At 61.3% G+C, this 13,229-nt stretch carries 11 protein-coding genes and 1 pseudogene; 9 read left to right on the top strand and 3 right to left on the bottom strand.

Features of this window, described 5'->3' with window-relative positions; genetic code table 11:
* Positions 1-27 precede the first annotated feature (27 nt).
* From OEG82_RS19895 to OEG82_RS19860, 8 genes and pseudogenes are all read left to right on the top strand, one after another.
* On the top strand, positions 28-426 hold the full coding sequence (locus OEG82_RS19895; RefSeq protein WP_267614095.1) for a c-type cytochrome: 399 nt from the start codon (positions 28-30) through the stop codon (positions 424-426).
* Positions 427-621: 195 nt separating this feature from the next.
* Positions 622-1,710, top strand: a complete 1,089-nt coding sequence (locus OEG82_RS19890; protein WP_267614094.1) for a hypothetical protein — start codon at positions 622-624, stop codon at positions 1,708-1,710.
* Positions 1,711-1,739: 29 nt separating this feature from the next.
* Positions 1,740-2,885, top strand: a complete 1,146-nt coding sequence (locus tag OEG82_RS19885) for a hypothetical protein (RefSeq protein WP_267614093.1) — start codon at positions 1,740-1,742, stop codon at positions 2,883-2,885.
* Between the two features lie 4 nt (positions 2,886-2,889).
* Positions 2,890-4,810 (top strand): annotated as a pseudogene (locus OEG82_RS19880) (AAA family ATPase).
* An 85-nt stretch (positions 4,811-4,895) separates the two neighbouring features.
* Positions 4,896-5,144, top strand: a complete 249-nt coding sequence (locus tag OEG82_RS19875; RefSeq protein ID WP_267614092.1) for a type II toxin-antitoxin system Phd/YefM family antitoxin — start codon at positions 4,896-4,898, stop codon at positions 5,142-5,144.
* 5 nt (positions 5,145-5,149) lie between these two features.
* Complete coding sequence (locus OEG82_RS19870; protein WP_267615018.1) at positions 5,150-5,563, top strand: type II toxin-antitoxin system VapC family toxin; 414 nt, start codon at positions 5,150-5,152, stop codon at positions 5,561-5,563.
* The gene (locus OEG82_RS19865) at positions 5,560-6,861 is read left to right on the top strand and encodes a DUF6638 family protein (RefSeq protein WP_267614091.1); all 1,302 of its coding nucleotides are present in this window, start codon (positions 5,560-5,562) and stop codon (positions 6,859-6,861) included. The genes OEG82_RS19870 and OEG82_RS19865 overlap by 4 nt, the downstream gene beginning before the upstream one ends.
* On the top strand, positions 6,854-7,948 hold the full coding sequence (locus OEG82_RS19860; protein WP_267614090.1) for a DUF2333 family protein: 1,095 nt from the start codon (positions 6,854-6,856) through the stop codon (positions 7,946-7,948). Before OEG82_RS19865 ends, OEG82_RS19860 begins: the two co-directional genes overlap by 8 nt.
* Before the next feature lie 56 nt (positions 7,949-8,004).
* On the opposite strand, the gene OEG82_RS19855 is transcribed toward OEG82_RS19860, so the two are convergent.
* The 3 genes from OEG82_RS19855 to OEG82_RS19845 all read right to left on the bottom strand — a co-directional run bounded on the left by OEG82_RS19855 (position 8,005) and on the right by OEG82_RS19845 (position 9,825).
* A complete protein-coding gene (locus OEG82_RS19855) occupies positions 8,005-8,466 on the bottom strand; it encodes a PAS domain-containing protein (RefSeq protein ID WP_267614089.1) in 462 nt (153 codons plus the stop codon).
* Positions 8,467-8,505: 39 nt separating this feature from the next.
* On the bottom strand, positions 8,506-9,240 hold the full coding sequence (locus tag OEG82_RS19850) for a helix-turn-helix transcriptional regulator (RefSeq protein WP_267614088.1): 735 nt from the start codon (positions 9,238-9,240) through the stop codon (positions 8,506-8,508).
* Positions 9,241-9,363: 123 nt separating this feature from the next.
* Positions 9,364-9,825, bottom strand: coding sequence for an Lrp/AsnC ligand binding domain-containing protein (locus tag OEG82_RS19845; RefSeq protein WP_267614087.1), 462 nt, complete (start codon positions 9,823-9,825; stop codon positions 9,364-9,366).
* Between the two features lie 112 nt (positions 9,826-9,937).
* On the opposite strand from OEG82_RS19845, the gene putA reads away from it, so the two are divergent.
* Positions 9,938-13,051 carry a bifunctional proline dehydrogenase/L-glutamate gamma-semialdehyde dehydrogenase PutA gene (gene putA / locus OEG82_RS19840; RefSeq protein ID WP_267614086.1) on the top strand — a complete coding sequence of 1,038 codons (3,114 nt, stop codon included), beginning with the start codon at positions 9,938-9,940 and terminating at the stop codon, positions 13,049-13,051.
* Positions 13,052-13,229: the final 178 nt, after the last annotated feature.

The raw sequence follows: 13,229 nt of genomic DNA, 5'->3' as shown, positions 1-13,229 counted from the left end.
CACCTAACAGTTGAACGGAGACTCACCATGCGAATTTGCCTTTCCACGCTGCTTGGCGCCGTCATGGCCGCCGGCCTTCTTGCCCCGACAGCCGCCTATGCCGATGGCGACGCGGTCAAGGGCGCAAAGATCTTCAGGAAGTGTGCTGCCTGTCACTCCGTCGACGAAGCCAAGAACAAGGTCGGCCCGCATCTGGTGGACATCGTGGATCGTCCGGTCGCCTCTGTAGAGGGCTACAAATATTCGCCGGCCATGGTGGAGCATGCGACCGAGGTTCCTGCCTGGGACGTCGAGGCGCTGGACGCCTATCTGCGCAACCCCAAGGGTGTGGTCAAGAAAACCAAGATGGCTTTTGCCGGGCTGAAGAAGGACGACGATGTCGCTGACGTCATCGCCTATCTGAAGGATCCTTCGGCGGCCGAGTAAAAGGCCCAGCCGCAAACAGCACAACAGGCCGTTCCTTCGGGGGCGGCCTTTTATTTTGCCTCCGCGATACCTAGGTTCGGAATGCTTAGTGTTTGCGGCGCCGGTAACCGGTGCTACAAACATTTCAACGCCCGGACCGAGCGGGCTGGATGGATCAGCGCTGAACACCGGCGCACGAAAACGGGGAAGCCGGGCATGGCCAACATCACGAGTCTTGACGCTGAAATCGAGAAAACACGCTCCGTCGTCGAGGATATGCGGTCCAAGATCGAAGCCTCCGGCGTGGTGCTCGAAAAACTGTCGGAAGCCGACGCCGAGCTTGGCGACCCGCAGTTCGATATCGAGAATGCCCGCATCCAGGACGTGTTGCGCCAGCAGCGGATGATGGAAACCAACATCGCCGACCTGATCATCGGTCTTGAAGACGCGACCAATGTGTTCGGCACCGAATTCGAAAGCATGAAGGGCTTCTCCGGAATGGAGAGCTTCATCGCCATCTTCTCCAAGGCGCGGGCGCAGCGGATGCGCTCGGACCGGGTCAGGAACATGTCGCTGTCGGGCAATCTGCAGGAGCTGCTGAAGAAGTCCGACACCATCACCGGCATCCTGAAGGACCAGAAGGACATTCTCGAAACCCGCTACAAGACCTCGGAGGCCAGCCTGATCAAGGTGATCGAGCGCCGCAAGGTGACCATGGCCAATCTCGACACCACCCAGCAGCGGATCGAGGAGCTCAATCCGATCCTGATGGACATCGAGAACCAGATTGCGGCATCGACCGACCAGAAGACCCGCACCAATCTCGAAAGCGACCGCTCGAAACTGGCCACCGAATACAATGAGCGCCAGGCCAAGGAGCAGGAACTGCTGGCCGAAAGCCAGACGCTCGAACGTTACACCTCGATGTTCCAGACCTTCGTGGATTCGCTCAACAACCAGATCGCGGCGCAGAACACGCTGATCAACAAGCTGACCATCGACACCGAACAGCGCATCGTACTTTACAAGGCGCTCGAGGATTCGCTGAAGACGGCAGCCCAGCAGGATGTGGCGCACAAGATCAACACGCTGGGCAGCCGGGTCGATACCGCGGCAGAAGAAACCATGGCCGGCATCGGTGCGGCAGCGCAGGCCCATATCGGCGACCTCCTGGAGATGCATGAGAAGAACATGCTGTCGACGCAGGACATCCAGCGCCGCAAGCAGCTTGCCGATGATGCCTTTGCGCGGCGCTTTTCCGAGGTTCTGGAGAAACACAATTCCGCCAATTACGTGAAGCCGTAAGCGTGCAGTGATGGGATCGGGGACCGGCCATGCGTGCTGACACCGGCGCCGCCGGCGCATATTTCAGATCGATGCGCGCGGCGCTGAAAGGCTTGCGGGTCTATCTCGCCGACGAGAAATCACCGCTTTACGCCCATGGTCTGGTCGGCCAGGTGATCATTCCCTATGTCGACCGGCTCGAGGCGACATTTTCGGCGTGGGAAAACCGCGTCGGCTTCATCGAGCGGTTCCGGATCTCTCGCGCCGACAGCGGTTTTCCGGTGTTCCAGAATGTGCTGACACTGGAAAATGACCGCGCCACGGCCGAAGAACGCCTGGCGGCAATGCCGGATGTCGAGACATTGAAATCGGAAATGGCCGATTTCATTTTGCGCCACAAGGAGTTTCCCGCGACGCTTCAGGAGCAGATCGCCGAGCGGCTGTATCTCGAAGAGATCGGCAAGGACGCGGTCTTTGCGCCGTTCATCCTGCCCGAAACCATCCGGGTGTCGATCAATCCCAAGACCGACCGACCCTATTATGTGGTGCACTGGGGCGCGTTCGACGGCAGCAAGTCGCTGCCGATGGTCTATATGGCGACGATCGAGGATTCGAGCGAGGGCATTGCGAAGATGCTGGTGGGCAAAGATGGCAAGCTCAATCCCGACATCGAGATCCCGCTGCCCGTCGGCGGTCTGCTCAACCCGGAATTAGCCCGCGCCTTTGACGCTTCCGCGGAGAAAAACAGCGCCTATTCGCTGTCGCCGGCGACGATCGCGCAGAATCTGGATGCGGATTTCGAGCACCTGCACCCCAAACAGCTGCGCCGCTTTGTGCTGGGACCGTTCTATTCGGCCGGGGTGACCGACAATTCCGACCGGATCTCGACGATCCTGTCGAAAGTGCGCAAGGACGAAAATGCCTGGCTTCTGACCTGGACCATGCAGGAGGTGTTTTCCAAGACCGAGCGCCCGGCCAAGCGGGGGCTGTGGAGTTCCGAGCCGGCGCGGGATGTCTATCACATCGAAACCGACGATCTGGAAGCCACCCGCCAGGGCGTCAGCGCCTATCAGAAACACGCGCTTGTGCCGCATGACGCCTATCAGGCGCTTTATGCCTCGGGCGAGGCGGAGAGCATCTTTTCCGGCTTTACCGTGCATGTGGTGTCGGGCAACCAGGTCATCAGCGAGGTATGAGGTCATGAGCCAGACAACGGGGCTGACAACCATTTCCGAAGACGACATCGCCCGGCATCAATCGGTGGCGCAGGGCATGGTGACGCGGGTGGTCGTACTGGGCAGGCAGGATGGCGCATCCTCCACTCCGCTGGCGGGCACCAACCGGCGCTTTGTCTCCACCGTCTCGACCGGCGGGTTGCGGCGCACCCGCGAGATCGAGTTCGGCAAGACCATCCAGGCGATCCGCCCCGATGATCCGATGCTGTCGATCCCGCAGCACACACTGCTGTTTCGCACCCGGCGCGGCATTGCCGTGGCCCTGGCCGTGGCGGAGCTGTTTGCCGAACAGACCGATCTCGAAAGCCTGCAGTCGCGCAATCGTGGCGCCCCCTTGCAGGGCGAGGAGGCCGAGCGGTTCAAGCGGCTGCTGTCGGCCTCGGCCTATGTCGCGGCCTTCACCCTTGCGGCCTATGTCCTGCAGACGGTTGATGGCGAGAGCGAACCGGCCAACGACACCGAGGAGCCGGACTATCAGTTCGACACGCCGCAGGATGCGCTTAAATCGATCGTGGCCGCACTCGACGAAGCCATTTCCGGAGCACCCGACGAGGTTGCCATGACCGCCCGGGCCCGCGCTCTGGCGCGGGTTGCCATCGAAGGGCTGATCAGCCGCCGCGCCCGCTTCGATGCGCTGGGCGGTTTTGCGCAATCGCATCTCAGGCTGGAGAGCGACAACTTCACTCTCGACGGCTTCGACGTGGCGCACTGGGCAACGGCGCAAGCCGCTGGTGATGAGCTTCAAGAAGCCGGGCGAGATCATCGGCAATCATCTGGCCAAGCATCAGGCAATGCGGCTGGCACGGATGATCGTCGCCTATGACTTCGACCGGCAGCTCAATCCCTTTGTCGAGCTCGGCGGCTTCCTGTTCACCTTCATCGGCGATGGCGCGCCGGGCACCGGCAAGACCATCCTGATCCAGATGCTGGCCGGCATGATCAATGATTACTGCCAGGTCGCGGGCTATCCCTTCCACTACGAGAATTTCGGTGTCGACCAGATCTCGTCCTACCAGGGCAAGTCGGGGCAAAACTGCAAGGCCTTTGTCGACAATGTGCTCAACCCGCGGGCCATCGGTTTCGGCACCATCGATGACATCGACCAGGTCGCGGCCAAGCGCTCCGACGACCGCGCCTCGGCGGGCCAGCAGGAAGTCACCGCCGTGCTGATGGAGGCTTTCGCCGGCGCCTCCACGGTGGTGCGCGGCAATTGCAGCTTCGGCATGTTTTCGAACTATCCGGAAAATGTCGACGATGCGCTCAGACAACGCGCCGGGGCACGCTGGCTGGTCGACGGGCCGCAATCGCTTGACGATTACATCGACATTTTCGCGCTGCTGGCCGGCAAGAACCATTCGATCCCGCTCGGCTCGCATGATCTGTTTGCCAGCCAGGAAATCAAACAGGCGGTGGCGCGCTCCTATGACGGGCATGATGAGCCGCAGGAGGAGGGATTGCTCTCGGTCTGGGAGCGGTTTGAGAAAGACAACGGCAAGGTCAAGACCATTGCCGACATCGGCGCCTATCTGCACCAGATCAAGCTGGCCGAGCCGCGCTTTACCGGCCGCGCGATCAAGAACATCACCGATGCAATCAAGATGCGGGCGATGGATATCGATCTGCCCGACGCGTGGTTCGAGACGCCCGAGGCTTTCATGCACAAGGCATACGACGACAAGGTCGCGATGATCTCGGAGCTGCGTAAGCCCTTCACCATCGAGATGGTGCTGCAGGAAATCAACCGCTACGCCGATTCCGAATTCCGCTACACCGACCGCTCGGACGCCACGGCCGTGAACGACATCATAAGGCGCGAACGTCAGCGCGAACGCGCGCTGCGCGAAATCGAGACTATGAAGGCGAAGGGGGCCTGGGGGACGATCTGACCATGTCGCGCCGCCGGCACCGCAATTGCAATTCGGTCACGGCGCACCTATATTCTAGCCACACTAGCCATAATCGGAGATCGTCATGGAAGAGGTCGGGATTCTGGAAGCGCGCAACACTCTGAGTGCGCTGATCGAACGCGTCGAACGCGGCGAGGAAGTGACCATCACCCGCCATGGCAAGCCGGTGGCGAAACTGGTCTCCACCGAGCCTGACGAGCAGCGCAAGGCGCGCGTGCGCGCGGCAATTGACTGGATTCGCACCAACCGGGTCGGCAACGCGCTAGATGGCGCATCGATCAAGGAGATGATCGAGGAAGGCCGGCGATTTTGAGCTTCGTGGTCGATGCGTCGGTGATTTTTGCCTGGCAGTTTCCCGATGAGGTGTCTGATACGGTGGAGCAAGTCGCCGAGATGTTGATCGACCAGACGGCCTGGGTTCCAGCCCATTGGCATGCCGAGATCGCAAATGGCTTCGCCGTGGCGGTTCGGCGAAAACGGCTCACGCCGGAATACAGGCATGGTGCGTTGATGCGGATCTCGGACCTGCCGATCAAGACCGATCAGGAAAGTGCGGCGGCGCTGTGGAACGAGGCCCAGGTTATTTGTGACGATTACCAGCTCAGCGCCTATGATGCAGCTTATCTTGAACTTGCCCGGAGGCGGCGTATTCCCTTGGCGACACTCGACAATGCCATGATCCGCGCGGCAGACGCGTTGGACATTTCACTCATCGGCAAGCGCTCCTCATGAAGCGGCTGGTCGACAATGAACTGATCTACGGCCGTCTGCTGCCGATCGACGGGCCGCATCTGGTTGCGCGCTATAACAAGGCGCTCACGGCGTTCGGGCTGAAACAGACCAGGCTCGAAAGCTTCCGCATCGACATGACCGGTTTTTCGCCCGAGATTGCCGAAGAGCTTGGCGACAACGACTATCTCGATCCCAATGGCGTCAACCGCCGCTTCGTGATCCTGACGCCGGAGCAGGAAAACCTGCCGGTGGTTCACACCCAGTTTTCCAACACCGCCGGCCTGATGCATCAGTTCTTCGACGGCAACCGCCGCGCCGTGCATGCGGTCACCATCAAGGACGCCCTGTTTGGCGAAATCGAGGACCCGGTGGCCGTGGTCACCGGTGTCGAGGATCTGCTGAAAATCGAGGAAGTCAGCTTCCGGGTGATGTCGGCGGAGAACATGCTGGGCAAGGCCACCGAACTGCGCGAGCTGGTCGACCGGCTGAAAACCTCGAAGACCGGATGGCGCGACGACGCCATGCTCAACCGGATGGTCGAGCTGGCGCGCGAAACCGGTGATATAAGACAGAACGCGCTGGTGCCCGACAAGCTGGTGTTTCCGCACACATCCTACTGGGCCAATCATTTTGGCGGCGTGTTCATCTTCCGCGACGACCGCACCACCACGGTGATCTGCGACAGCCATGCGCCCGGCTTCAAGCGCTCGCGTCCCCGGGAGGTCAGCTATATCGAGAACACCGACCATGCCCGGATCTTCGATTACCTGTCCAAGACCGGACGGCTGCAATTGCCGCGGGCCTCATGGGTCGAGCCGTCGGGGTTCTTTGCCCATCGCGCCGAAATGGCGGTAGGCGACCTGATCCGCCGAACCGATCCCACCGTTGATCTTGCCGGAACCGACAGGGTCTGGCTGCAGACCTGGATGCACCACAATGCCGCGCTGATCTCGGAGCAGGGGATCTACCCGTTCCTGCAGGAGGCCATGCGCGAGGTGGCCTCCACCGGACAGGTGAAGATGGCGGAGATTCGCGCCGACCGCCGGCTGATGCTGTGCCGCGCGGTTCCCGACCATTCCGATCAGTGGCTGACCAACCGGCTGCTGGCGCAGATGGCGCCGTTTGATTTCGTCAGCCGCTTCGTTTTTGACAAGCAGGGCTTTTACCAGGCCTATGACGGATATTCCGAAAGCTACCGCGCTCATGTTGTGGATGTGCTCGGAAAGACCTATCTGAATGACAAGGCGGCGCTCAGGGCACGGCTGTACGGACTGGAAGGATACCAAGACGATGTTTGATCCGGTGATTGAATTCTTCGAACGGATTTTCAATGCTCTCGGCCGCGGTATCGGCGTCGTGATCTCGTTCCTGCTGTGGCCCTTCGTCGCCCTGGCCGGCTGGTACCGGCGGCGGGGTTTCCTGCTCAAGGCCATTGTCGGCGGCATCCTTGTCGTCTTTGTCGGGCTCTACGGCTATTTTTTCTGGCAGACCCAGGTCTGGTCGGGATTCGATCCCGACTATCCCGCCAAGCGCGAGATCATGGCGGTCACGCCGGGCGCCCAGCAGGCTGACGGAACCTGCGCGCCATCGGCGATGGTTTCGGTAACATCGGACCTGATCGATTTCAACGTCAACGAGAATGCCTGGATCTCGTCGATGATTCTCTACAAGGCCGGCCTGTTCGGCGTCGACTGGGACCACACGCCCTTCTTCGACAACAAGGCCGCGTTTCAGCGCGGCGTGAACCAGGCGATCCGCCGCACCACGGTCGAGTTTGTCGACACGCTCGGGCGCGTGCGCGGCACCAGCCAGGTTGATGGCGATCTGCAGGATGCGCGCGGCGCCATGCAGTTTGACGAATATACCTGGTATCTGAGCTGGCCGTTCCTGCCCAAGACACCGACGCCGTCATTTTACCGTTCGGCGATTGCCGATCTGGCCGCCTTCAACACCCGGCTGGAAAATTGCAGTGCGATCTATGACGCGCGCACCGACAACCTCGTGCAGTTTCTCGATCGCATCGCCTCTGATGTCGGCTCGACATCGGCCATCCTTCGCGACCGGTCGGAGAACTACAATGGCGGCTGGTTCGACACCCGCGCCGATGACCGGTTCTGGTTTTCCTATGGCCAGCTCTATGGCTATTACGGGATCCTGAAAGCCACCCGCGAGGATTTCCGCGACGTGGTTGCACAGCGCAATCTGGGCCAGCTCTGGGATGACATGGACGAGCAATTGTCCGCGGCGCTGAAGATCCAGCCCTTCATCATATCCAACGGCAATGAAAGTGGCTGGATCATGCCGACGCATCTGGCGACCATGGGCTTTTACGTGCTCCGGTTCCGGTCGAACCTGGTCGAGATCCGCGGCATCCTGGACCGCTGACCGGCCGGGCCGGGCTGCAGTCCTGTCCCGGGCGCTTCATCGCCGGGGCGGGCGGCCTAATTCGCGGCCGGCCTGGTCATGATACCGATCGTCCGGATGTGGTCGAAGATTTCCTCGACAAGGCCGTACAGCTCTTCGCGGCCATCATCGGCGATGCGGAAACGGCCGACCGTGCGGATGAATTTGTAACCGCCCTGGTCGTTCTTGATCCGCAGGAGATAGTGAAAGCCGGTTTTTTCCACCGCCAGGCGTTCGAACAGTTCCAGCATGTAGGGCAGGTCGTCGGGATGGACCACCGCATTGGCCTGGGGCAGGTCGATCGGCCCCTTGGAAAAGGGCATGCCGAAAATCGTGTAGATGTCGTCTGACCAGAACACATGGCCTGTCTCCAGGTCCGCGCGCCAGTATCCGATCGTGTGCTGGCACGATATCAGGCCGACGATTTCCCGGTCACTGAGCCGGATGTGATCCATATCCTGCGTGGGATGCTCAGCGTCTGTGAATTCGTATCTGATCACAATTTTCTTCCCGATGGGGATGCCGAAGACAAGGCATCTCTAGCTGATGAGGCGCAGGCGCAGCGCCTTGGCGACGAGTTGCGTTCGGTTGACGCAATCGAGCTTGCGCATGGCGGAGTTCATATAGGCGTTGACGGTGTGATCGGACAGCGAGATGATCGCCGCGATCTCGGCCGAGGTCTTGCCGTGGGCGGCCCAATGCAGCACTTCGACCTCGCGTGCCGTGAGCACATTGTTGACGCTGAGTGTCTTGCTCTTGAGATTGGAGAACACGTCATAGGCGTGCATGACGAAGATGCCCAGTTCGCCCATTTCCAGATGGTTCAATTCGGAGCGGTCGCCGAGAAAACCGATGGCGGCGCGGTCTCCGGTGGCGCCATGCACCGGGAAATAGACGCCGACATTCATCTTGTGGCGGACGAAAAGCTGCAGTGCGATGTCGACCTCGTTCAAGGGCCTGTCGACGCCTGCGGTTTCCGCGCACCAGTTCACCGGTGCGGTTGACCGGCGTAGAGTGGCAAATGTCGGGGAATTCTTCAAAAGGCCGATGGAATCATAGGTTTCCATGAAGCCGGCCGGAAGGTCCGACAGCACGATCCTAGGTATCAGCTGATCCTCGACCGCGGACGGAATGTCGAGAATCAAAAAGCCCCTGTAGTTGAATCTGGCTGCCAGCGTACGCAAAAATCCTGCAAGTTCGATTTCGGTCTTGACCGTACTCAGACTGCGGAAAAGCGCATCATGCCCCTTCATCGATAGCAAGCCGTCATTCAACACACATCTCCACGTTGCCTGAGAAGATATTACGATCATTCATTCGGCGTTACCACCACTGAGATTGTTCGATACCCGTTTAATTTGTAGTATTGAATCCGCAACAGCGCCCGGGGGTAGGCTTCAGACCGGAATTTTATCAGTGTTCTTGACTTCTTCCATGACCGGATAGGTGTGTGTTTCGCGGACACCTGGCAGGGACAGAATTACATCGGAGAGAAATGTCCGGTATGCTTCCATGCCCTTGACGCGTGCCTTGACCAGATAGTCAAAACCGCCCGCCACCATGTGGCACTCCATGACATCGTCGGATGTGCGAACGGCCTGGGCGAAGGCGTCGAACACATCCGGCGTGGTGCGGTCGAGCTTGACCTCGACGAAGACGAGCATGCCGCGGTCGAGTTTTTGTGGGGACAGCCGCGCGGCATAGCCCTTGATGAAGCCATCGCGGCTGAGCCGCTTGAGCCGTTCGGCAGTGGCGGTCGGCGACAGGCTGACCTTGTCGGCCAGCTCCAGATTGGTCAGCCGCCCGTCATCCTGCATGGCGCGAAGGATCTTCCGATCTATGCGGTCAATTTCCCTCATGAATTCTCCAAGGAATGGCAAAAATCTAGTGAAAGATACGGTCTGGTGTTGAGAATACGGAGAGATTATCCAGCAATCAATATGTATGTTGAATCATTCACGGGAGATTGTCATGGCCGCCACACACACGTCAAACCTGCCTGCCTTTCACGCGCCGCATGCGGCTGATGATGACCGGCTGATCCACCAGTTCAGCCAGACCCTTTCCTTCAGCGGTGCGCAGGACCGGGCCATTGATGCCCGCGCCACCAAACTGATCCAGGCGATCCGTTCAGACTCCGGCCAGATGGGCGGTGTCGAGGATTTCCTGCGCGAATACGGTCTTTCAACGCGCGAGGGCCTGGCCCTGATGGTTCTGGCCGAAGCGCTGCTCCGGGTGCCCGATGCGCTGACCCAGGACCGTCTGATCGAGGACAAGCTCAAGGAGGGCGGCTGGAGCGAGCATGAATCCCACGGCGACACCTGGTTTGTCGCAGCCTCAGCCTGGGCGCTGGGCCTGTCGGCCCGGGTGATCAAGCCCGGCGAAACACCCGAAGGTGTGATGCGCGGACTGGTCAAGCGCATGGGCATGCCCTCGGTGCGCACCGCAACACGCCAGGCGATGCGGTTTCTCGGGCATCATTTCGTGCTGGGCGAAAACATCCAGGACGCGCTGGGCCGCGCTGCCAAGAACGAGACGCGCGGGTATCGCCATTCCTATGACATGCTCGGCGAGGGCGCCCGCACCCGCGCCGATGCCAAGCGCTATTTCAAGTCCTATGCCGATGCGATTGCCGCCATCGGCAAGGCTGCCAACAAGACCTCGTCCGGCCGCAAGCTGCCCGATCGGCCCGGCATCTCGGTCAAGCTCTCGGCGCTGCATCCGCGCTACATCGCCACCCACCGCGAGCAGGTGCTCGAGGAACTGGTGCCGGACCTGATCGCACTGGCGCAGATGGCCAAGGCGCATGATCTCAATTTCACCGTCGACGCCGAAGAAGTCGACCGGCTGGAACTGTCGCTCGACGTGATCGACCGGGCCTTCGCCGATCCGTCGCTCGCCGGCTGGGACGGTTTCGGTCTCGCCATCCAGGCCTATCAGAAGCGCGCGCCGCAGGTGATCGACCACATTGCCGGCCTGTGCCGCAAACATGGCCGCCGGATGATGGTGCGGCTGGTCAAGGGCGCCTATTGGGACACCGAGATCAAGCGCGCCCAGGAACGCGGGCTGGAAGGCTATGCGGTGTTTACCCGCAAGGCCGCGACCGACCTGTCCTATCTCGCCTGTTCGCGGCAATTGCTCGACCTGCGCGATGTCATCTACCCGCAATTTGCCACGCACAATGCGCTTACGGTCGCCACCATCATCGAGATGGCCGAAGACCGCAGCGGCTTCGAGTTCCAGCGCCTGCACGGCATGGGCGAAGTGGTCTATGACTGCCTTAGCAAGAGCAATGACCGCGTGCCGTGCCGCATCTATGCGCCGGTCGGCGGCTATCGCGATCTTCTCGCCTATCTGGTGCGCAGGCTGCTGGAAAACGGCGCCAACTCGTCCTTCGTGGCGGTGGCCGGCGACAAGAAGATCCCGATCACCTCGCTGCTGGAGCGCCCGGACGCCAAGCTCGGCCTGGCCCGGGGGCAATCGGCGCGCAACAGCCAGATTCCGCTGCCACTGGCGATCTATCCCGACCGGGTCAACTCGCGCGGTGTCGAATTCGGCGACCGGTTTCAGCTGGCCTCGCTGGTCGAAGGCATGCAGCGTTCCGGCGCCACTGTCGAGGCGGGACCTCTCGCGCCCGGTCTGAAAGGCGGCGCGGCGCAGGAGATCAGATCCCCGTCCGACGCGTCAAAGATTGTCGGCACCGTGCGGTTCACCGATCCCCAAGATGTCGACAAGGCCGTGGGCATCGCCGCCCAGGGTTTCAGGACCTGGTCGCGGACCGATGCCGGTGTTCGCGCGGCCGCGCTTGACCGGGCGGCTGATCTTCTCGAGGAGCGCCGCGACCGGTTCATGGCGCTGCTGGCGGCGGAAGCCGGCAAGACGCTTGATGACGGCATCGCCGAAATCCGCGAGGCGGTGGATTTCCTGCGCTATTACGCCGATCGTTCGCGCGAGATGTTTGCCACATTGCAGCCGATGCCCGGACCGACGGGCGAGGAAAACCGGCTGGGCTGGCGCGGGCGCGGCGTGTTCGTCTGCATTTCGCCGTGGAATTTCCCGCTGGCGATTTTCCTGGGCCAGGTGACCGCCGGTCTGGCTGCCGGCAATGCGGTGATCGCCAAGCCTGCCGAACAGACACCGCTGGTCGCTCATGAGGCGATTGCACTGCTGCATGAGGCGGGGGTGCCCGGGGATGCGCTGTTGTGCCTGCCGGGTGCCGGCGATGTCGGCGCTGCGCTGACCTCGCATCCGAAAATCGGCGGCGTGGCCTTCACCGGCTCGACCGAGACCGCGCGCGCCATCAACCGGACGCTTGCCGCCAAGGACGGCCCGATCGTGCCGTTCATCGCCGAGACCGGCGGGCTCAATGCGATGATCGTCGACGCCACGGCGTTGGCCGAACAGGTGGCTGATGACGTGGTGATGTCGGCGTTCCGCTCGGCCGGACAGCGCTGCTCGGCACTGAGACTTTTGTTCGTGCAGGAAGACGTGGCCGATCAGATGCTCGAGATGATCGAGGGTGCCGCGCGCGAACTCAAGCTCGGCGATCCGTCAAAGCCCTCGACCGATATCGGTCCGGTCATCGACGAAGCCCAGCGCGACATGCTGGCAGCCCATATCGCCACCATCTCCAAGACCCAGAAACTGACCTATGCCGGGGAGGTGCCGAATGAGGGATTGTTCTTCGCCCCGCATATCGTCGAACTGAAAGATGCCGGCGCGCTCGACCGGGAGATCTTCGGACCGGTGCTGCATGTGGTGCGCTACAAGGCCAAGAAGCTCGACGCTGTGCTCGACGCCATCGACGCCACCGGTTTTGGCCTGACGCTGGGCGTGCAAAGCCGCATTGAATCGACCGTGCGCAAGGTGATCGACCGTCTCGACACCGGCAATGTCTATGTCAATCGCAACATCATCGGCGCCGTGGTCGGCACCCAGCCATTCGGCGGCTCGGGCCTGTCGGGCACCGGTTTCAAGGCCGGCGGTCCGCATTACCTGATGCGCTTTGCGGTCGAGCAAGTGGTGTCGGTCAACACCGCGGCAGCCGGTGGCAATGCCGGGCTGATCGCGATGGCGGACGGATAAGGCGGGCGGGCGCGAGGGACGAGCAGTCAGATCGACGCCTCGGTCAGATTGCCTTGTGACTTCCGCGCTGCGAGCGGTATATGTCACTGGAGTTGTCCCCGCGAAGCCGTCCGCGTACTCACCTGTTGAGGAATGACGGTTTTGCGATCGGGTAGGGTCAGTTGCAAAGTGGTCGCTG

The sequence above is a fragment of the Hoeflea ulvae genome (assembly GCF_026619435.1).
GTDB lineage: Bacteria > Pseudomonadota > Alphaproteobacteria > Rhizobiales > Rhizobiaceae > Hoeflea > Hoeflea ulvae.
The sequence above is the reverse complement of the archived record's forward strand: the minus strand, read 5'-3'. Positions and strand labels throughout refer to the sequence as shown.